The sequence below is a fragment of the Christiangramia fulva genome, from assembly GCF_003024155.1.
Lineage (GTDB): Bacteria > Bacteroidota > Bacteroidia > Flavobacteriales > Flavobacteriaceae > Christiangramia > Christiangramia fulva.
The window spans coordinates 3,415,423-3,434,218 of record NZ_CP028136.1; the positions used below are offsets into that span (position 1 = coordinate 3,415,423).

At 37.6% G+C, this 18,796-nt stretch carries 24 protein-coding genes; 15 read left to right on the top strand and 9 right to left on the bottom strand.

Features of this window, described 5'->3' with window-relative positions:
• Positions 1-12 precede the first annotated feature (12 nt).
• The 7 genes from C7S20_RS15240 to C7S20_RS15270 form a co-directional block, all read right to left on the bottom strand.
• Positions 13-990 carry a nucleotidyl transferase AbiEii/AbiGii toxin family protein gene (locus C7S20_RS15240; protein WP_107013280.1) on the bottom strand — a complete coding sequence of 326 codons (978 nt, stop codon included), beginning with the start codon at positions 988-990 and terminating at the stop codon, positions 13-15.
• Entirely contained in the window at positions 990-1,712 is a 723-nt protein-coding gene (locus tag C7S20_RS15245; protein WP_107013281.1) for a DUF6088 family protein, read from the bottom strand. Before C7S20_RS15245 ends, C7S20_RS15240 begins: the two co-directional genes overlap by 1 nt.
• 79 nt (positions 1,713-1,791) lie before the next feature.
• Entirely contained in the window at positions 1,792-3,372 is a 1,581-nt protein-coding gene (locus C7S20_RS15250; protein ID WP_107013282.1) for a type IV secretory system conjugative DNA transfer family protein, read from the bottom strand.
• Positions 3,373-3,391: 19 nt separating this feature from the next.
• On the bottom strand, positions 3,392-4,423 hold the full coding sequence (mobB, locus tag C7S20_RS15255) for a MobB family relaxase (protein ID WP_107013283.1): 1,032 nt from the start codon (positions 4,421-4,423) through the stop codon (positions 3,392-3,394).
• A gap of 10 nt (positions 4,424-4,433) precedes the next feature.
• The gene (locus C7S20_RS15260) at positions 4,434-4,823 is read right to left on the bottom strand and encodes a BfmA/BtgA family mobilization protein (protein WP_107013284.1); all 390 of its coding nucleotides are present in this window, start codon (positions 4,821-4,823) and stop codon (positions 4,434-4,436) included.
• A 575-nt stretch (positions 4,824-5,398) separates the two neighbouring features.
• Positions 5,399-5,848 carry a JAB domain-containing protein gene (locus C7S20_RS15265; protein WP_107013285.1) on the bottom strand — a complete coding sequence of 150 codons (450 nt, stop codon included), beginning with the start codon at positions 5,846-5,848 and terminating at the stop codon, positions 5,399-5,401.
• Positions 5,849-5,921: 73 nt separating this feature from the next.
• Positions 5,922-6,281 carry a single-stranded DNA-binding protein gene (locus tag C7S20_RS15270; RefSeq protein WP_107013286.1) on the bottom strand — a complete coding sequence of 120 codons (360 nt, stop codon included), beginning with the start codon at positions 6,279-6,281 and terminating at the stop codon, positions 5,922-5,924.
• Between the two features lie 684 nt (positions 6,282-6,965).
• Between C7S20_RS15270 and C7S20_RS15275 the strand changes: the two genes are divergently transcribed.
• The 8 genes from C7S20_RS15275 to C7S20_RS19990 all read left to right on the top strand — a co-directional run bounded on the left by C7S20_RS15275 (position 6,966) and on the right by C7S20_RS19990 (position 12,202).
• A complete protein-coding gene (locus C7S20_RS15275) occupies positions 6,966-7,331 on the top strand; it encodes an ArsR/SmtB family transcription factor (protein ID WP_107013287.1) in 366 nt (121 codons plus the stop codon).
• Position 7,332: 1 nt separating this feature from the next.
• Positions 7,333-7,956: a mercuric transport protein MerTP gene (gene merTP, locus C7S20_RS15280; protein WP_107013288.1), complete on the top strand. Its 624-nt coding sequence runs from the start codon at positions 7,333-7,335 to the stop codon at positions 7,954-7,956.
• Positions 7,957-9,303 (top strand): dihydrolipoyl dehydrogenase family protein, encoded by a 1,347-nt coding sequence (locus C7S20_RS15285; RefSeq protein ID WP_107013289.1) that lies wholly within the window; start codon positions 7,957-7,959, stop codon positions 9,301-9,303. It begins immediately after the preceding gene.
• A 14-nt stretch (positions 9,304-9,317) separates the two neighbouring features.
• Positions 9,318-9,524: a GDCCVxC domain-containing (seleno)protein gene (locus tag C7S20_RS19805; protein ID WP_107013290.1), complete on the top strand. Its 207-nt coding sequence runs from the start codon at positions 9,318-9,320 to the stop codon at positions 9,522-9,524.
• Between the two features lie 61 nt (positions 9,525-9,585).
• The gene (locus C7S20_RS15295; RefSeq protein ID WP_107013291.1) at positions 9,586-9,948 is read left to right on the top strand and encodes a metal-sensitive transcriptional regulator; all 363 of its coding nucleotides are present in this window, start codon (positions 9,586-9,588) and stop codon (positions 9,946-9,948) included.
• A 231-nt stretch (positions 9,949-10,179) separates the two neighbouring features.
• The gene (locus C7S20_RS15300) at positions 10,180-10,941 is read left to right on the top strand and encodes an SDR family NAD(P)-dependent oxidoreductase (RefSeq protein WP_227009164.1); all 762 of its coding nucleotides are present in this window, start codon (positions 10,180-10,182) and stop codon (positions 10,939-10,941) included.
• Between the two features lie 444 nt (positions 10,942-11,385).
• Positions 11,386-11,658: a thioredoxin family protein gene (locus C7S20_RS15310; protein ID WP_107013294.1), complete on the top strand. Its 273-nt coding sequence runs from the start codon at positions 11,386-11,388 to the stop codon at positions 11,656-11,658.
• Positions 11,659-11,875: 217 nt separating this feature from the next.
• Positions 11,876-12,202 (top strand): four-helix bundle copper-binding protein, encoded by a 327-nt coding sequence (locus tag C7S20_RS19990; RefSeq protein WP_107013295.1) that lies wholly within the window; start codon positions 11,876-11,878, stop codon positions 12,200-12,202.
• Positions 12,203-12,270: 68 nt separating this feature from the next.
• Here the strand turns inward: C7S20_RS19990 and C7S20_RS15320 are convergent, their stop codons facing one another.
• Together C7S20_RS15320 and C7S20_RS19810 are read right to left on the bottom strand one after the other, a co-directional pair.
• Entirely contained in the window at positions 12,271-13,113 is an 843-nt protein-coding gene (locus C7S20_RS15320; RefSeq protein ID WP_236994919.1) for an IS3 family transposase, read from the bottom strand.
• Between the two features lie 23 nt (positions 13,114-13,136).
• Positions 13,137-13,571 (bottom strand): hypothetical protein, encoded by a 435-nt coding sequence (locus C7S20_RS19810; RefSeq protein WP_227009024.1) that lies wholly within the window; start codon positions 13,569-13,571, stop codon positions 13,137-13,139.
• A gap of 200 nt (positions 13,572-13,771) precedes the next feature.
• Between C7S20_RS19810 and C7S20_RS15325 the strand changes: the two genes are divergently transcribed.
• From C7S20_RS15325 to C7S20_RS15355, 7 genes are all read left to right on the top strand, one after another.
• Positions 13,772-14,893 carry a permease gene (locus tag C7S20_RS15325; protein ID WP_107013296.1) on the top strand — a complete coding sequence of 374 codons (1,122 nt, stop codon included), beginning with the start codon at positions 13,772-13,774 and terminating at the stop codon, positions 14,891-14,893.
• Positions 14,894-14,937: 44 nt separating this feature from the next.
• Positions 14,938-16,134, top strand: coding sequence for an MFS transporter (locus C7S20_RS15330; RefSeq protein WP_107013297.1), 1,197 nt, complete (start codon positions 14,938-14,940; stop codon positions 16,132-16,134).
• Positions 16,131-16,586: a hypothetical protein gene (locus tag C7S20_RS15335; RefSeq protein ID WP_107013298.1), complete on the top strand. Its 456-nt coding sequence runs from the start codon at positions 16,131-16,133 to the stop codon at positions 16,584-16,586. Before C7S20_RS15330 ends, C7S20_RS15335 begins: the two co-directional genes overlap by 4 nt.
• 54 nt (positions 16,587-16,640) lie before the next feature.
• The gene (locus C7S20_RS15340; protein ID WP_107013299.1) at positions 16,641-16,988 is read left to right on the top strand and encodes a nuclear transport factor 2-like protein; all 348 of its coding nucleotides are present in this window, start codon (positions 16,641-16,643) and stop codon (positions 16,986-16,988) included.
• Positions 16,989-17,118: 130 nt separating this feature from the next.
• Positions 17,119-17,496: a heavy-metal-associated domain-containing protein gene (locus C7S20_RS15345; protein ID WP_107013300.1), complete on the top strand. Its 378-nt coding sequence runs from the start codon at positions 17,119-17,121 to the stop codon at positions 17,494-17,496.
• 26 nt (positions 17,497-17,522) lie between these two features.
• Entirely contained in the window at positions 17,523-17,921 is a 399-nt protein-coding gene (locus tag C7S20_RS15350) for a hypothetical protein (protein WP_107013301.1), read from the top strand.
• A gap of 10 nt (positions 17,922-17,931) precedes the next feature.
• On the top strand, positions 17,932-18,771 hold the full coding sequence (locus tag C7S20_RS15355) for a hypothetical protein (protein WP_107013302.1): 840 nt from the start codon (positions 17,932-17,934) through the stop codon (positions 18,769-18,771).
• Positions 18,772-18,796: the final 25 nt, after the last annotated feature.

An 18,796-nucleotide genomic window follows, 5' to 3' on the forward strand; every position in this document is an offset into this window, starting at 1 on the left:
AAATCTGAATTTTCAAATAGTCCATTTTATTCCTTTTAGTCTTGATCCGATATTCATCAAAGATTGCAATACTTCTTTTTCGTCTGGTAGTTCTCCGGTTAGTAATTCCCTGAATTGACCATTATAAGTTGGGCTTAAACTTTCCCAAACCTTCCCGGTATTTTTAAAAAATAAGGATTCTGACGGATGTTTTGATAACCATTCTTTATCTGTGAGAATAGCTTTATCATCATCTTTACCCACCTGCAAAAGCATTGCTTCAAAAGCATCTGATTTTAGGAATGTCGAAATTTTATACTCCTGCAATAACTGGTGTAAATCGTAGGTGAGTCGGATCTTATTTTTTAAATCCTCTAAAGGATTCTCCGTATATGAAAATCTTACCAGGCTGATGATTTTCTCGCAAAAGGTTCGTTCGATGCTTATTGCCGTTAAATTAAAAGGTTCGAGTTGATATTCTTTTATAAGGTCCTGATTGTTGGTGGTCGCAATAAACTGTGTGATCATAGAGTGTACACTGACTTTTTGCGATGGGTAAGATCTGCCTAAGCTGGAAACTTCCAAAACAATCTGGTCCCTGACCTGACCATATATACCCTTTACCCCGACTTTATCATAACCGTACACCAATTTCCTGATTTTGCCTTTTTTATTTTCCAGGGGGTGATCAGGAACAACCTTCATTTCTGATTCCAACACACTGGTGACTTTCTTAAGTTTTCTTTTTAAAGAGTTATCCGTTTCTCCATCCTCTTTTATGACAACGAGATCTATATCCTCAGAAAACCGTTGAATGATACCGTAACATTTAGAGAGTGAAGTTCCTCCCTTGAAAACGGCAATATCTTTGGAGTTGGGATCCCTAAAGATAATTTTAAGGGCAAAGGTCACCCAATAATCTTTTTCTACATAGATTTCAGAAATTCCGAAATGTTGGGCAGTGGCCACGATGGCACCTTCAAAAGCGGCTTTATAGTGATGTAATTTCATTAAGAAATATTCCAGTTTGAGATCGTAGGTAAGATGCTTTTAGATAAGCCAAATTTATAAGTACTCAGATAATTGATACTGTCTTTTAGTGATGTACTGAGGGAATTTAAAGAAAGAGCTTCAAGGATGGCACCTAACAGTGCTCTCACCTTTGGAGGATATGCTTTGGCAATAGCAATCAGTCTATTTTTCTCTACATCAGTAAGCTCCTGAATTTTTTTCCTTAAAAAGGTGATTCCTCTTTTTTTATCCATATCCGGAATATTTTTAAAATCTTTTATAACGTCTAATAATTGAAGTAACGATACATTGTTTTCTTCAACCGGCACATACGCTTTTGCAGGTTTAATGACAAGATTACCTATTTTGGCTTTGATCTCTTTATTACCTGCTACCCTTACCACATTCGAGATTTGAGTTGTCAATCCCAGTTCATTGTATAGTCGCAATCCGGTAACGTAAGCAATCTGTTTGTCCTTTTCAAAGAGATACAAGTCAAGAAGTGTAGTTTCTCTGGGCATTAATTCCCCAAAAGCAGTTTGTTTAGGTTTGTAATATACCCCATTTTTATATCTCCTGATTACATCATCCTCAACTAATCGGCTTAATGCCTTTGCAGCAGCAAGGAATTCATTTGGAGGAATTCCAAGGGTATCATAGTTAAAAACCTCTCCTGAATCTAACTTATTAATTTTACTTTTAATGGATGCTGCAATATTCATAGTACCGCAAAGATAATCTTAAAACTAAAATATGTCAAGTTTTTTCTGGTTTTTACTTGACAAATATTTTTTATTGTAATTATTTAAAAATTGATTTAGCTTCCTGATAAATTCTTTCGAAATTCATTTCCAAATCGGTTGAAGAGAACTCTTTAGCTGCTCCAGGAAGCTCTCTTAAAATCTTTTGTAATTTAAACTGTACTTTTTTGTCCTTACCATCAGCATAGGTAATAAACTCACCCTGTTTCAATCGAAAGAAAACATCTGCTCTAATTTTTGGAATTTCATTTTCCCCGGTAATCACTCGTGTATCGAAATTCAGATTATGGCCACTACTCACACTCTTAGTAGGATCCTTTATAATCTCGAAGAAACGTTCATAATATTTCGCGGTATCAGGATCGTTTACCTTCCCAAAGAACTGGTAAGATAGATTGCTTAGTATAGCCTTACTGGCTTTATCCCCGTACATCATGTCATTCTGGATCTTGTCCTGCATCACATATATCGTGGCAATATCATAACTTCTTAAAGTAGCCGGAATGCGGTGCATATTCAGTAATCGTAAGGTAGGTGCTTCTTCCATCAATAGAAATGAGGGATTGGAATTACGTACACTCATTTGTTTGGTAATGGTATGGATGATGGCTGCAATTACCGCAGAATAGGAAGATTCAAATTTAGGGTTATTCACAACGGAAATTACTGCGGGATTTTCGGGATTATTTATATTTAAAGGAACGTCATCTGCAGACAGGGCCATAAATATACTTTGGGTACTAATTCGTTTTAAGGCATTGGCCAGGGTACTCTTTACCCCTGCAGTTTGTCTTTCTGAATCTTTACCGCTAATAAAGGCATCTGCCATCGCCCTGGAGGTCCTGTTCGAATCCAGGAAAGCTATAAGACTCTCAGTATCCAGAAACTGATAAATCGCTATTAAATGGGGCAATGTACAGTATTGCGGATAGGATGTTTTCAATTTCCAGATCATCCCTCCTATTAAACCTTCTGCAGCATCATTAAAGAATTTTGTGGTTCCGCTTGTGCCTGACTCCTTCTGTTCTAATAGATTCTCAATGAGAACTCTGGAAATTTCATTGACGCTCTCTTCATTTTCCAGATAGCGGGGTGCAATCGGATTGACCCGGTGGATAATCTTATCAAAGGAAATGATCTTAAAAGGAATATCTGAATCCTTAAAAAGCGGATAAGCCATTTCGGTAAGTTCAAAATCCTTATAATCATGGATTACTCCACAAAAATTGTATTGCTGAAAATGCTTTAGAAAACCATAGACCACACTTTCCGTTTTTCCACTACCGGCAGACCCGATGACGGAAGCACCGCGTTTAATATTGGCAATCTTAAAATCTTTGCCACTGGTTTTAAAATTTACCTGGTACATCCTTGCAACCTTATCCTTTATTTCTGTGGAATGATAGAAAACATAGAAAACTGTATTGATTAGTAACAAGGGGCAACCCACATACAATAGGCCTTCTATAATCAACTGGGGATAAAAGTAGTAAAGAATAAACCCTATTAGCAAAAGGGAATTGATCAAAAATGCATATCTGGAAATACGGTATAAACCGTAGAAAAGCAGACTACAAAAAATGACGATTATGGTGGTATTTACAATGTTGAATTCTTCCATATCATTTATATTATTTCATTTAAATTCCGATAGAGCTTGATTTAACTGCGGTATCCACTCCCCTTCTCAACCGGTTAAAAACTTTTAAAGCCAACTGGGCTTTATTGGTTGGGATGTTTGGCATCATAGGCATTCCGGTTTCTTTTAGCATTTTCATGGCAATTGCTTTTTCACTGCTTGGCAGTTTCATCAAATTTGAAAAATAACTTCTAGGGTTTTTAATGAACTCTTTCCTGGCAGTATAGGTTTCCACAAAATTCCGTTGATATCCGAAGTTTTTATCGAATGTTTTTTCAGCTTTTCCAAAGAATTTATCACGATCAAAACCCCGTTTGACTGTTTTCCCATTCAACTCAACCTTCGATGCTTTGTATTTGCTACCGGGAGATAAGCTATACTTATTCGAAGCGTCCCTGCGGCTCACTATAATATGGATATGGCTTTGGTTCCCTTCTTTGGGCATTCCCTGTACAATTCGTTGACACTCTTGTTTATGGGGAGCTGCTTTTTCCAGTTTATTGATCTCCCGTTTCATCTGGGCAATATTCCCAGGTTGTTCTCCGCGTTCAACTTTTTGGATATCATTTTTTAGTTGAAGTATTTTGGTAGCAAAGGGCTGATTTTCCCGTACCTGTGTATCGGTGCCTTTAAAAAATCGTTGATGTTCAATTTTGGCGTAGTATTTTATATCATCAATATTGACCGGTCGGCCATTGAGTTCACGATTAAAAGAATCCACATAATCTTTCATCACTTCGCGAGTATATTTTTTTAGATCTTCGCTGTTGTTTTTCAACCTGTTCAATTCATATTTTGAAGGGCTTATCGTAATGGAATAAAACCTGGGTTCCGTTTTTTCCAGTTTAGCGGTATTGGCATCAATTTCCCGAACTACTTCCTCTGCCGAAATTTGATCATTATACTGATTAAAAAAGTACTCCTTATCCTGCGGATCCAATCCTTGATTTTCCTTTTCCAGATAGTCCACAAAGTCGGCTGAACCCTGAGAATAATTCCCACCTAATTTTTGTGCTGTGATGGTGATATACATCTTTAATAATTTATGAGTCTTGTTGATTTCGTTCTTGATATTTGGGTTGCTTTTCTTCCGTATTTTTCTTCTCCAGGATCAGGGGTTGTTTTTTAGGTTCCGCTTCCTGAAACAAAGATTGCATCATGGCTACCGTTGGTTTGGTTTGTCCTTTCTCAATATCTTTTAAGATAGCGATAACTCCATTGATCCTTTTCTTGATCAGGTTTTCCAGGGTTTGCATTTTAGGGCCCATAGATTCCGTTGGAGAAATTCCATTATCCTCAAAAAACTCCAGCATCAACAGCAGGCTTATCGATTGAGATTTTGACATAGCACGGCTAAACCGTCTAAATTTTTTAGCTACAGAAGACTTGATCTTTAAAGTCTCAAATTGCTCTTTTTTATATTCTTCATCCATTTTTTAGTAAAAAACTGACTATTTTTAAGGGGCTGCGGAAGGTTTTTAGTAAAAAATGATTTCCGAATTCCCAGAATTTAAATAATTTAATTTTTAAACAACTGATATTCAGTTATTTAAAATTTAGGTGAAATATATAACGCGGCTTTGCCCGTTACCCTCTTGCTATTCCTTTTCGTCCCGCCAGGCGGGACAAAAATCTCATACAAATTGGACCAATGTCCAGTTGCATTTTGAGGAATAAAATTCCATTATGTAAAAAATTATGATCGGTAAGGATATCAGCGAAAGTCAAAAATTGGGATACCTTACATAAAATTATGTGCTGAAGTTCAGCTAATTAAATATACCATATTTTTTTTCAAAAGGAAATTAATATGCTATAGAATGGTGAAAATTTTAATTTTATTATTCATTTATTTCCATACTTGGAAAATAAAAAGGAAGGTTTAGATAACAGCAATTTTCCTTTTCTAAAATTTCAGACTACCGGTAACTAATAAAAATTTAAGGGGTAGAATAAAAAAATACCCCTAAAGTTTTTAGAGGTATATTATAAGGAATTAAAAAATATTTTACAGGATACCTTCATCCGCAAAGCTTACATAATCACCATCTGGTGTCAGTATTAAATGATCCAGGACTTTAATATCTAACAGTTCCGCTGCTTTGGTAATTTTTTGTGTCAGGCGTTTATCTGCTACGCTCGGTTTCAAAGTTCCGGACGGATGATTATGTGCAAGGATCACGGAACAGCTAAGGCTCTTGAGAATAACCGCAAACAAGATGCGTAGATCTACCAAAGTACCTGTAATTCCACCGGTAGAAACTTCAAAAATGCCTTTCACTTTATTTGCGTTATTAAGCAGCATAACTTTAAAAGTTTCCTGCAGACCGATCTGATCTTTGTTCCAGGTATTATATAATAGTTCAGCAGCAGTAAGAGATGAACTTATTTTAGGCGCCTGAGAGATTTTAAAATTCCCCTGATATTTTATCGATATTTCATTAACTTTCGTTTTCATTTTAATCTGATTTAAGGTTAAAATTGAAAAAGAGGGCGTTACCGTGAGCAAGTACCCGCCCTCTTTTAATTAACTACTGCTGGCTTTCTGCCTTAGCAGTTCCACCGCCTAACAGAAGAATTTCACTGGCTACCACTTCGGTAACATATCGCTTCTCTCCTTCTTTGGTCTCATAGGATCGAGTGGTCAATTTACCTTCAATGGCAATTTCTTTTCCGGTTCCTACATAACTTTCTACGATTTCAGCGGTTTTCCCCCATGCGACAACATTGTGCCATTGGGTGTCCTGTACTTTTTCTCCTTTTGAATTTTTATAAAATTCATTGGTTGCAATTGAAAAGCTGGCTACTTTTTTGCCACTTTCAAGATTCCTGATTTCCGGGGTTTGACCCACATTTCCGATTAACTGAACTTTGTTTCTAAGCGTACTCATAATTAAAAGATTTAAAAATTAATAATTGATTTACTTATTATATCCGGGGCGTTTTCCTGTTTTTGATTTTTTTTACTTCGCTTCCGGGTATGTTGTTTTGAAATGATTTCATGAGATTTTTATTTGATTTACTTCCTATAGAGCCGTGTGCTGTTACCTTTTTTGATGCTGATACATTTTCAAGAATTAGAATTAGGGAAGACTTATAAAAAGGAGTATGCGACTGGCTTATGCAGTCTGGACTAACTTCTAAATATTGGTATTTTGCATTACAAAAAAGGAAGGGACAGCAACGGCCGGGAAGGAAATGGAAATGCTGAAATTAAAAAACAACCGGAAGCGAAGTAAATGAATAAATGGAATTCCTATTAAGCAGGCGTCCTTTATTACTTAGTTTATAGAATAAGGCTATAGGGTTAGCACAATTTATTATTTATCGAATACATCAAGAGAAAATATGAAAAGGATTCTCAAGATATTCTTTAGAAAGCTCTTTACCCAAAATGTAGCATTTAGCGAAATGAAGCGGTAATGTGCTGACTGCTATACAACTCATAGAATCATTGAAATTAATGGTCAGAATCTCTTAAATGTATAAAGCAGAATATTGTACTAAGTATTAATTAAGTATTTGCTTAAATACGTATTTTATTATACTTTTGATCTCTAAATAATAGATTAACCATGGAAATTACCTGTACAAGAGCCCAAGCTGATCATCAACAACTTCTTAATTGTAAAAACATTTTGGAAAGAATGGATGATAATTTTCAGGATATGACCAAACTACTATCGATTGCTGGTAGCGAGGTACGCTTAAAAATTTTATTCCTCTTGAACATGGAAGACGAATTATGCCCTTGTGATATTGCTGATATTTTAGAAATGAGTGTACCTGCAATATCCCAACACATCCGTAAAATTAAAGATGCAGGTTTTATCTCCTCAAGAAGAGATGGGCAAACGTTGTATTATTCATTAGTGAAGGATAAAACAGCTGTACTTGATGCTGTTTTCACTACTATCAAAATGGTAAAAAAAACTGCGTAAAATGAAATCTTCCAATAAGTCAAATAGCACAGCTTTTGTTAGCTTACTTACTGCAGTAACTGCTTCCGTATGTTGTATTACTCCCCTCCTGGCAATTTTAGCAGGTAGTAGTGGACTTGTAACCACATTTTCCTGGATAGAACCTTTTCGTCCGTATTTGATGGGTCTTACTATAGGAATTCTTGGTTTCGCCTGGTATTTAAAATTAAAACCTAAAACACAAGAAGAAATAGATTGTGCCTGTGACGAGGAAGCAAAACCCTCTTTTTGGCAGTCCAAAAATTTTCTATTTATAATTACAGTATTTACGGGATTGATGCTGGCTTTCCCTTATTATTCCAATATATTTTATGCACAGCCCAGCAAGGATATAGTGTATGTTTCTCAATCAAACATAATAAAGCACACCTTTGAAGTTCAGGGAATGACCTGCGCAGGATGTGAAGCCCACGTAGAAAACGAGGTAAGTAAACTGGATGGTATTTTATCTGTAAAAGCGAGTTACGAAAATGCCAATACCGTGGTGGAATATGATAAAACTAAAGTCGATTTGGCCGCAATCCGAGAAGCAATAAATAAAACTGGTTATAAGGTAATAGCTACTGAAAATAAAATAGAGAAGTAGATGAAAAAATATGATGTATTTGTAATAGGTTCCGGTATGTCCGGTATGACCGCTGCCAATAAATGTGCCTCCAAAGGCCTTAAGGTGGGCATTACCGATGAACTTCCCTACGGTGGAACCTGTGCCCTAAGAGGCTGTGATCCTAAAAAGGTGATCATAGGAGCAACAGAAGTACGTGATTTTGCCCAAAGGCTTAAAGGAAATGGAATAGATAATGTTCCTGAAGTCAATTGGGAAGATATTATGGCTTTTAAGCAATCTTTTGTGGATGCAATGCCTCCTAAAATTGAAAAAGGATATAAGAATAAGAATATAGACACTTATCACACTTCAGCTAAATTTGTATCTGATAACACCTTGCAGGTAGGAGATGAAGTTATTGAATCCGATAAATTTGTGATCGCAACAGGAGCAAAACCACGGGCACTGGATTTTGAGGGTGGAAATTTGGCACTTTCAAGTACAGATTTCCTTAACCTGAAAAAACTACCTGAATCACTGTTATTTATTGGAGGTGGCTACATTACCTTTGAATTTGCCCATATCGCTGCGCGGGCCGGTGCCGAGGTAACCATATTACATCGTGGTGAATATCCATTGGAAAATTTTGACCGTGACATTGTAAAACATCTTGTGGATGCAACGCGAAACCTTGGAATTGAACTTATTCTTGAAACCGAAGTTTCTAAAATTGAAAAGAAAGAAGACCATTATGTAGTAACAGGAAAATCAAATGGAAGAGAGGTAACTTTTAAGACAGCATCTGTCTTTAACTCAGCCGGTCGTCCTCCTGCCATATTTGATTTGGGTCTGGAAAATGCAGGCATCGTTTTTTCAAAAAAAGGAATCACGGTCAACGAATACCTCCAAAGCAGCTCTAACGCCAATATATATGCAGCGGGAGATTCGGCAGATTCAAGTGGTCTACCTCTTACACCTGTTGCGGTGATGGAAGGGCATGTTGTGGCATCAAATATCATCAAAGGGAACAAGAAAAAAGTCAGTTATCCACCAATGCCTTCTGTAGTTTTTACTTTGCCTACCCTGGCATCAGTAGGATTGACCGAAGCGGAAGCCAGATCACAAGAAATTAATTATCAGGTCAATTATAACAGTGTGGAAAACTGGTTCAATGCAAAACGGCTGAATGTTAAGGAATATGCTTATAAAACGATTATTGATAAAGAAAATCAGACTATTCTTGGCGCACATTTAATAGGTCCGAACGCTGAAGAAACCATCAATTTTTTCGCATTGGCGATAAAGACGAAAATAAAAATCAATGAGTTAAGGACAATGATATTTACGTATCCCACTCTTTCCTCGGATATCCCTCATATGCTCTAAGCAAAAAGTAGATTATGAAAATACAGCTAATATCTGCCATTACGTGTCCTGATTGCGGACATACAAAAGATGAAGAAATGCCCACAACCGCCTGTCAGTTTTTTTACCAATGTAAAAATTGCAGTCAATTATTGAAACCAAAGGAAGGTGATTGCTGCGTTTATTGCTCTTATGGTACTGTTGCCTGCCCACCTATACAGGAAGGCACAAATTGCTGCTAAAAATTTAAAATACTTTTGGAGACCTCCCCCACTCCAGATGTATCTTGTTGAAAATTAAAATATGATACCACGAGATTTAAGTAAGGATATAAAAACCCGTTTGCAGAGCATCAGCGGCCAGCTTAACGGACTTATAAAAATGCTGGACGAGGATAAAGATCCTGAAAAAATCCTGATCCAGTTCAAAGCAGCGCAAAAAGGGCTGGATAAAGCTCATTTCCTCCTTTTAGATGAAGTGTACAGAAAAGCTCTGGCCATAAAAATTTCTGAAACTGCCGAAGCCTGCCCGGGAGATTGCGGAAATGAGGATCGCATTGAATTTATACGAAAACAATTCCCGGATTTAGAACTGGATACTCTCACCGCCAGAATGAAAGAAATTGATGATTTGAGAGCACGTATTAATGAAAATTCAAATACGTAGATTCTTACATCGAGCGCATCTTTGAAAGGTAAATGAGGTTAAAATTTTACAAATAATATAAAACCGCCTTCCTTTTTAGCTAACTTAGGATATATGGCATTTAGTAAATTATAGACTCTAAGAAACTAATAAATAGAGTTGCAGAAAAATGTTTAAACTGAGGCTTTTGTTGCTCAAAAATTAAATCACAAGAAATTTTGAAAATATGAATTTTGAAACAAAAAAATCCTTATCACAGGAGGTTCAAGCGGAATAGGTAAAGCCATAATCTCACAATTTTATAAAAAAGGGGCGAAAGAAATAGCCGTAGTTGGCAGGGATTTAAAGAAGATGGAGGATTTAAAATCGCAATTTCCCGAAGCAAATTTTCTTTTTATAAAAGCAGATGTTTCCAGGCTTAAAGATATTAAAGAGATCACCAAATTTTTAATTAAAGAGTGGAAATCTATGGACATTCTTATTAACTCTGCAGGGGTTGTAAGTGCAGGTGCCCTGGAAAAAATAAGCGATGATGATATTATAGCCCAACAAAATATAAATACTACCGGTCTTATTTTACTCACTAAGCATTCATTGCCCTACCTTAAAAAAAGTAAACAGGCTGCAATAATCAACATTTCTTCTGGTTTAGGATTAATAGGCATGCCTTTTTATGCGCCTTATGCTGCAAGTAAGGCGGCAGTAAGGCAATTTTCGGAATCTCTTCGCCGTGAATTGGAACCGTTTCCCATACACGTTATGACCGTCTATCCCACGGCAACCGATACTCCTATGATGGAAACCGCTTCTTCCAAAGATATGGACAGTCCCCAGCTTGTTGCTTCAAAAACCATTGCAGGTCTGGAGAAACAGGAAATCAACGTAATAATGGGCGGCGAACAACGCGTTAAGGACAGTAAACAAAATTTTGAAGATCCAGAAGGATTTGACGAAAAGGTAAAGTCTATGTATGATTCCATGGAAAAACGTGCTTCCAACCACAGGTCTATGTAAGATTTCATTTTTAAAGGCGAATCGTTTATAAATTTTAGAAACTGAATTTTTAATTTTAACACAGCGAGCGCAGCAGGTTTTGCTGCGCTCGCTGTGTTAATCCGAAAATGATCAGTGCACCTTATTCTTAGATTGTCTATTTCCTGGTTCTTTGCTTTGACCTTCTTTTTTTACTTTAATGTTTCCTGCAAACTTGTAAGGAGAATTAAATTTCTTTTTAGTTCTGATAATTTTAAACCGGAATATTTTGGTTTAATAACCATATTCTTTGATTAAAGATTTGTTGCAATTAGTATCTTTCTGCCATCCACACTTATTTCCCCCGCTTTCCCTTATCCTTAGCAATTTTAAAATTAAGTTGGAGACCACCCCCAATCCACTCTTATCTTTGGACTGTTCTTTTAAAAGAGCGATAAAACCGATTGTTAATTTAAATTCAAAAAAATGAAAAGACAAATAGAAATATTTACGGCAAATTGTCCGGTATGTGATCCGGTAGTGAAAATGGTAAAAGAATTGTCCTGCGATAATTGCGAGATTACCACCTATAACCTGGTGGAACAATGTGATGATAAGATCTGTATAAACAAGATGCAGGAGTATGGAGTAAAACGAATCCCCGCGGTGGCAGTTGATGGGAAATTGTTAGAATGCTGTACAAACAATGGGGTGAGCAAAGAAAAGCTTATCGACGCAGGAATAGGAAAAGCCAGCTAAGAAAACCCTCGTACTAAAATAAAAACCTGAAACTTTTATAATGGTAGCCATTTTTGGCTGCCATTTTTGTTTTTAATCAAATTAAGTTGTTAAATCTTTATTAATCAGCTTGCCTACCCCCCGTCCTGTGTCCCGATCTTTGAAAAGAGGTTCGGCTCTTAATCTTTTATTTCTGATTTCCGAACAGGTCAGGAAGTAACTAAAACCATTTTAAATTATGAAACCATTAAGTTCAGAGACCCAAAAATGTATTGATGATTGCAACGCCTGTATCACGGCAGCCAGGATCTGCCTGGATCAACACCTGGGGGAGCCGGAAATGAAAAAATGCCATCAGTTCTGTTTGGATTGTATTGCCCTATGCAGTGCGTGCGTTCAGCTATTGGCCAGCCAGTCTGATTATTCAAACCGTGTTTGCGGCATTTGTGCCGACTTATGTAAAGCCTGTGCAGATGAGTGCGCGAAGTTTGACAGTGAATTCTGTCAGCAATGCGCAGAAAAATGTCGTGCCTGTGCCGAGAGTTGTAAAGAAATGGCAGCTTAAAAAACAGTTTTAGGATTTGTCTAGTCCTAAATAACCGATACAGATTATTAAAGGATTAAATTTATTAATTAAGCTGAACAGTGACTTTCATTGTTCAGCTTTTTTGATTTGTATTGTTTTCTTTTTAATTTTTGTTGCTTATGCATTTTGTCTGGTGTGAGCATATGATTAGATAAGTGAGGCCTTAACGAGTTGTAAAGGTTGATGGCATCTTTAACTATCAATTTTTTTGTTACTAGGTTTGTATCGAAGGCTGCTATTGAAAATTCTTGTTTTAAGATTCCATTTACGCGCTCAGCAATTGCATTTTCATAAGGGTCGTATTTTTCGGTCATGCTTGTACTCACAAATCTGTCTTTCAATAGCTGCTGATATTCATTCGAGCAATATTGTAAACCTCTGTCTGAGTGATGTATCAGTGGTCGATTTTCATAGCTTCTTTTTTTAAAAGCCATTTCAAGAGCTCGTAGAGATCCTCCCACTTCTAAACTTGCAGACAGATCGTACCCCATTATTTTCTTTGAGTAGGCATCTGTAACCAAGGCAAGATATGATGGGTTTTTCCTATTGCCTGTATAGGTTATATCGCTTACCCATACTTGTTCTGGGCGCTTAAATTCGATCTCACTTACACTATTTTTATACTTTCTGAACCTGTGGTGCGAGTCCGTTGTTATGTGATAGCGCTTTTTTGGAGTTATAAGCATGTGGTTTGCTTTTAGAATTCTGAATAATTTATCTCTCCCGACATTGATTTTGCTCAATTCAGCCCTGAGCATATGATACAGTTTTCTTGTGCCCAGCCTGGGCATAAGATTTCTAATGGAGCGCACCAAGGAAAGGACCTGCCCGGCTATTAGCTGTCTGTGTGTTTTGGATTTTATAGCTCTGTAATATACCTGCCTATTCACCCCGAGTAATTCACAGGAAGAGATTATAGTCTCTTTTTGTTCTTCTTTGAAGCTTTTGATAACTCGGGTGTGTAATTTTTTCTGATCTGGATATCATATTCTTTTTCAGCCATATCTACCAGCATATCGAAGATGATCACCTTCTTATCAGCACGTTCTGCGAGATGTTCAGCTCTTGCCTTCTGTTTTTCAAGCAACTTGACCTTTGCTTCTAGTTCAAGTATTTTTTGTTCAGGTGTTTTTGACATGGTTGTGTGGGCTTGGTTTTCCCAATCAAAGTTACCATATTTCTGCAACCATTTAGTCACTGTAGAATCTCCCTGAATGCCATATTTGAGCTTTGCCTGAGATTTGGTTAATAGTCCATGTTCAATTTCTGCAACTAATTGAAGTTTAAAAGGGAGTGAGTAATCTTTTTGGGTACGTTTGGGGTTACCAGTGTTTGCTGATGTTTTCATTACACTAAGGTTTTAGTGTATCGCTATTTCAGGACGGGACAATTTTTTCCCAAAAAAGGAGCGGCTAAAAAGTTGCTCCTTTTTTATAAATATGGAAGCTAACATTAGGCTACCACCCTATGCTGGATTATATATTTGGCGCCTTTATAATCTTAAGTTAATGAATTTTTAAAATAAATATTTACCAAAACCAACCCATTATGGAATCAAATATTTTACAACTCCTTCTCGAATCTTTAAAAACTACCGGATTATTAATCTGGTACACCTTATGGGCCTTTATTTTAGGCTACATCCTTTCCTCTGCCATCCAAACTTTGGTCACCAGGGAACAAATGTCGAACCTGTTAGGTAAAACCGGGATAAAGCAAATGAGCCTTGCCGGGTTCTTTGGCTTTATATCTTCTTCCTGTTCTTTCGCTTCACTGGCGGCCACACGATCAGTAATGGTGAAGGGTGCCCATCCTAAAAATGCTATTTCCTTTTTAATAGCCACTACAAACCTTATAATAGAAACAGGTATAGTATTATGGCTTTTGGTAGGATGGAAATTTGTTTTAGCCAATTTCGCCTTAGGCTTTATAATGATTAGTTATGCTTATTTATTGTACCGCTTTTTTATATCAAAAAAAGTAGCCCTGGCAGGAAAAGAACATGCTGAAAAACTGGAAGCCGAAGAATTAAAACATCCTTCCCCAGAGGGGATGAAATGGTATGAAAAGCTTGTTTCTAAAGAAGGTATAAAAATCATCAGCTTTAAATTTTTGGGAGAATGGAAAATGGCCTACAAAGAAGTGTTGATAGGCTTTACCATTGCAGGAATTGTATCGGCTTTTGTTCCCGATAGTTTTTGGAATTCAGTTTTTATTGAAAGCGGTGCCGAAACCCAGTCTTTCCTCGCAATAGTGGAGCATGCTTTGGTAGCTCCTATCCTGGCTGTCTTTACGTTTGTGGGTTCCCTGGGCAATATCCCATTGGCGGCTATCTTATGGTCAAAAAATGCTTCTTTTGCCGGGGTAATGGCTTTCCTGGGAGCAGACCTGGTAGCGGCTACGGTGATATATCTTAATGCAAAGTACTATGGCTGGAAATTTACCATTTATATGTCCCTTTTACTATACGTATGTATGGTAGCCGCCGGGATAACCGTACATTATCTTTTTGCTGTTTTTAATGCCATTCCCACGGCACGCCCTGAATCCTTACAAAATATGCTGAGCTTTGATACCAATTCCCATACTTTTTATCTGAATATTATTTTTGGGATCATTGGGATTGTTCTGCTAATTGTGAGATGGCGGTTTATTCAAAAAGCCAAATAGATATAACAGCTTTAAAAACTTTCCAATAGTCATAATGTAGAATTATGGACAATCCAAATCCAAAAAAAACTTTAAGCACTATTTTCGCTCCCCTGGCCATGGCAGCAGGTTTAATATTTTTTCAGGCGTATATGATAGCGCCACTTATTCCTAAACTGGCAACTATTTTTAATGTATCAGAACAGCGGATTGGTCTTATAGTACCCGCTTATATGCTGGCTTATGGAGTTTCAGTCCTGTTTTATGGTTTCCTATCCGATAAATTTGGAAGAAAGCGCATTCTTCAAATTTCCCTACTGGCTTTTATTGTATTAACAGCGATAACCGCCCTGGCGCAATCGGCTTCACAACTCATACTGTTACGATTGCTCACGGGTTTAGGTGCAAGCGGTGTGGTGCCAATGTCCCTGGCACTTGTAGGGGATATATTCGAACCTTCGGAAAGAGGGAGGCCACTGGGACTTTTATTTGCCGCTATGGAAGGAGGAATGGCTTTAGGTTCTACCGCCGGGGTAATGTTGGAACCTTATACAGGCTGGCGCATGTTATTTTTGGCAACTGCACCTTTGGCTGCTTTGGCATTATGGATACTGGTAGCCCGAATGGGCTGGAAACAGGAACCTCATAAATCCGGCCATTCATTAAAAAAAATGTTAGGTGGGTTTTACCGGCTACTCGCTTTCCCACGGGGGCTAAGGACTTATTTATTCGTATTCTGGAATGGGATCTTCCATTCAGGTATTTATACCTGGTTAGGGGTCTATTTTGTACAAAAGTATGATCTGGGCCCAATAGAAATTGGTTTGGCCATTCTTGGTTATGGCTTGCCAGGATTTTTCTTTGGTTCCCTTATAGGGCGCACAGCTGATAGCCGGGGGCGTTACCCGATTATTTTAATAGGTTTGGCAACAGCGGCCATAGCAACCGCCACTCTCGCTCTGGAAATACCAGTTCTTGTTGCCGCCCTTGCAGTCACCTTGATTTCTTTGGGATACGACCTCACGCAACCTTTATTTGCAGGTATAGTAACCGAATTGGGTGGTAAAACAAAGGGAGGCCAGGCCATGGGGCTCAACGTTTTTGCATTGTTTACAGGTTTTGGCCTTGGGAGCTTATTGTTTGGGGAATTATTGAAACTAGGGTTAAACCGGACGTTAATTATTTTTGCGGGCGTACAGGTAGTATTTACAATTGTAGCCGCACAACTTTTAAAAACAGAAATAAAATTATCAACTAAATGATAAAATACAAAATCCATTTTGGTTCTGCTAAGGCCATAACTATTTTAAGGCGGAGCATTGGCGTAATTTTCATCTGGTTTGGGATGGTTAAATTTTTTGTTGGCCTGAGCCCGGCGGAAGATTTGGCTTCCTCAACCATTTGCACCCTGACAGCTCATATCTTTCCCCAAGCAAGTTGTATGCCTGTATTGGCTATTTTTGAAAGCCTTATTGGCATATCCTTATTATCGGGGAAGTTTTTGAAATGGGCTTTAGGCTTACTTTTCCTGCATATGTTAGGAACTTTTTCAACCTTCTTCATTTTTCCCGAACAAATGTTTTCCCATTTCCCATTTGTATTAACTATGAAAGGTCAATATGTAATGAAAAATATAATCATACTGGCAGCAGGGATCAGTATTTGGATTTCAACAAGAAAAATGGTGCCCATAAGGGATGATCCCAAAAAATAGAATGATCTGCAAACAATTTTTTAAAGCCTAGTTTAAATATAAAATTTTTAGCCTATGAGAACTACAGAAGAAGTATTAAAAGATCATCTGGAACTTTCTAAAAAGGGATCTATAGAAGAGGACCTGCATAGAAACTTTTCCAAAGATTTGATCCTGCTTACTACGCATGGTATTTATAAAGGACATGAAGGACTAAGGGAATTAAATAAAATGCTGATCAAAGATTTCCCCGAAGCGGATTTTAACTATATCAATTTTCATTTTGAAGATGAAATAGCTTTTCTGGAATGGACTGCAAATTCAGACAATTCACAAATAGATGACGGAGCAGATTCCTACATAGTGCGCGAGGGGCTGATAATTGCCCAGACCATTCATTATACTATCCGAAAGAAAAAATGAAAAAAGAATATTTCAGATTTTTAGAAGGTTAAGCAGTAGGATTTTTTTAAAGAAAAAAATAAAATTCAATTTGTACACCACCCCCTCGCCAACCCTATCTTTGGCATAGTTAATTATTAAAAATAAAAATATGATACGATTAAAAAAAGAAATTTTCACGGTATTGTTGACCGGAACGGTACTTGTGTTTTCCGGGAATCCCGCAAGCGCTATGGAGCAGGAAAATAAAAATCAAATTGAAGTTAAAACCCAAAAGCAGATGACGGCAAAAACCCTACACTTAAAAATCACAGGCATGCATTGCCAGTCCGGCTGTGCCAATGGTATCGATGCGATGCTCAAAGAGCAAAAAGGCATTATAAAAAGTGAGACAAGTTTTGATAAAAGCTCCTCGATTATTGAATATGACTCAAAGCAGATTTCAGAAGAAAAGATACTCTCCCTTATTAAAGACCGTGGGTTTGAAGTGGAAGTTGTAACCGAAAAAGGAACTTCTGTAAAATCATAGAGATCCCTTTTTAAAAAACGATAAAGATGTTTGCTAAAATAAAAGAAGATTTTGTAAGTATAGGATCACTGTTCACCTCGGTTTCCACACTCTTATGTTGCGCGTTACCTTCGTTACTGGTAGCTTTGGGAATGGGAGCGGTGGTAGCCGGTCTGGCTTCGGATATTCCCTGGTTGTTTAGCCTGAGCCGTTACAAAGGCTGGACTTTTTTGATTGCCGGGGTAATGATTGGCTTTAACTTCTGGCTTTTCTACGGAAGGAAACGAGAGCAAAGCTGTGAGATAGACGAAAACGGAAATGAAACAGCCTGTGACACGGCAGCTAAATGGAGCAAAAGGATACTTTGGTTTTCCTTTGTATTATATCTTTTTGGACTTTTTGCAGCCTATTTACTTTTTCCCATTCAAAAATTTTTAGAATTATAATATAATTAAAATGAAAAAATATTTTTTGATCCTGGGTATAGGATTATTGACGTTGTATCAAGTAGAAGCCCAAGGACATGGCCCGATTTATGGTTTGCAAACCCCCACCCTGGCAAAAGGGGGTATAAACATGAACGTTGCCGGAATGAGCATAGCTACCGAAGACGAGACCTCTTATATGCTTCGACATACACTTTTCTATGGCCTTACAGAAGATTTACAGATTACTCTTACCACTCCTACAATGATTGAGCGGTTAGAAAAAGCTCCACGAACCCGTGGGAATAGTATGATGCCTGCCAATGGAGACATAGAAGCTTCCCTTTGGTACCGGTTTTTTTCAAATGCTTTTGGTGTAGGGAAAAGATTTGAGTCCACAGCGATTTTAGGAGTATCCGCTCCTACTGAGGATATTCGGGGACAGGTAAATGTGGGGAACTCCATCCACGGGGCAATTTCTACAGGATACGCCTCACGTACCTGGTACGCGTGGTTAGGCGGTGGCTATCAGTATTATTTTGAGAAAAACAATGAACAACTGGGCGACCTGCCTTACGCAAGTGCCGTAGTTGGATATCGCCCCAATATTTTTATGGGCGATTACCCTAAACCGGATTGGAGGATTTTTATAGAATCCCTTGCAGAATTCCCCGGAGACAATAAACATACCGGACAACTAGATTTTACAGACGAACGTAGCAAAAAAGTACTAGTGGGGCCTTCCTTTTTGGGACTTTACGGGGCTTGGGGAATTTCTTTCGGGGCTTTGTTTCCCGTGGTACAGGATTTAACCCCTGCGGCTGTTAAAGAAAACTATCGGGTATCCCTTAATTTAAGTTATTGGTTATAGTATAAATGAATTTAAAAAAATGAAA

Excerpts from the sequence above, each read along its gene's own strand:
- C7S20_RS15240 (WP_107013280.1), bottom strand. The coding sequence starts at position 990 with ATGAAATTACATCACTATAAAGCCGCTTTTGAAGGTGCCATCGTGGCC.
- C7S20_RS15245 (WP_107013281.1), bottom strand. The coding sequence starts at position 1,712 with ATGAATATTGCAGCATCCATTAAAAGTAAAATTAATAAGTTAGATTCA.
- C7S20_RS15250 (WP_107013282.1), bottom strand. The coding sequence starts at position 3,372 with ATGGAAGAATTCAACATTGTAAATACCACCATAATCGTCATTTTTTGT.
- mobB (WP_107013283.1), bottom strand. The coding sequence starts at position 4,423 with ATGTATATCACCATCACAGCACAAAAATTAGGTGGGAATTATTCTCAG.
- C7S20_RS15260 (WP_107013284.1), bottom strand. The coding sequence starts at position 4,823 with ATGGATGAAGAATATAAAAAAGAGCAATTTGAGACTTTAAAGATCAAG.
- C7S20_RS15265 (WP_107013285.1), bottom strand. The coding sequence starts at position 5,848 with ATGAAAACGAAAGTTAATGAAATATCGATAAAATATCAGGGGAATTTT.
- C7S20_RS15270 (WP_107013286.1), bottom strand. The coding sequence starts at position 6,281 with ATGAGTACGCTTAGAAACAAAGTTCAGTTAATCGGAAATGTGGGTCAA.
- C7S20_RS15275 (WP_107013287.1), top strand. The coding sequence starts at position 6,966 with ATGGAAATTACCTGTACAAGAGCCCAAGCTGATCATCAACAACTTCTT.
- merTP (WP_107013288.1), top strand. The coding sequence starts at position 7,333 with ATGAAATCTTCCAATAAGTCAAATAGCACAGCTTTTGTTAGCTTACTT.
- C7S20_RS15285 (WP_107013289.1), top strand. The coding sequence starts at position 7,957 with ATGAAAAAATATGATGTATTTGTAATAGGTTCCGGTATGTCCGGTATG.
- C7S20_RS19805 (WP_107013290.1), top strand. The coding sequence starts at position 9,318 with ATGAAAATACAGCTAATATCTGCCATTACGTGTCCTGATTGCGGACAT.
- C7S20_RS15295 (WP_107013291.1), top strand. The coding sequence starts at position 9,586 with ATGATACCACGAGATTTAAGTAAGGATATAAAAACCCGTTTGCAGAGC.
- C7S20_RS15310 (WP_107013294.1), top strand. The coding sequence starts at position 11,386 with ATGAAAAGACAAATAGAAATATTTACGGCAAATTGTCCGGTATGTGAT.
- C7S20_RS19990 (WP_107013295.1), top strand. The coding sequence starts at position 11,876 with ATGAAACCATTAAGTTCAGAGACCCAAAAATGTATTGATGATTGCAAC.
- C7S20_RS19810 (WP_227009024.1), bottom strand. The coding sequence starts at position 13,571 with ATGAAAACATCAGCAAACACTGGTAACCCCAAACGTACCCAAAAAGAT.
- C7S20_RS15325 (WP_107013296.1), top strand. The coding sequence starts at position 13,772 with ATGGAATCAAATATTTTACAACTCCTTCTCGAATCTTTAAAAACTACC.
- C7S20_RS15330 (WP_107013297.1), top strand. The coding sequence starts at position 14,938 with ATGGACAATCCAAATCCAAAAAAAACTTTAAGCACTATTTTCGCTCCC.
- C7S20_RS15335 (WP_107013298.1), top strand. The coding sequence starts at position 16,131 with ATGATAAAATACAAAATCCATTTTGGTTCTGCTAAGGCCATAACTATT.
- C7S20_RS15340 (WP_107013299.1), top strand. The coding sequence starts at position 16,641 with ATGAGAACTACAGAAGAAGTATTAAAAGATCATCTGGAACTTTCTAAA.
- C7S20_RS15345 (WP_107013300.1), top strand. The coding sequence starts at position 17,119 with ATGATACGATTAAAAAAAGAAATTTTCACGGTATTGTTGACCGGAACG.
- C7S20_RS15350 (WP_107013301.1), top strand. The coding sequence starts at position 17,523 with ATGTTTGCTAAAATAAAAGAAGATTTTGTAAGTATAGGATCACTGTTC.
- C7S20_RS15355 (WP_107013302.1), top strand. The coding sequence starts at position 17,932 with ATGAAAAAATATTTTTTGATCCTGGGTATAGGATTATTGACGTTGTAT.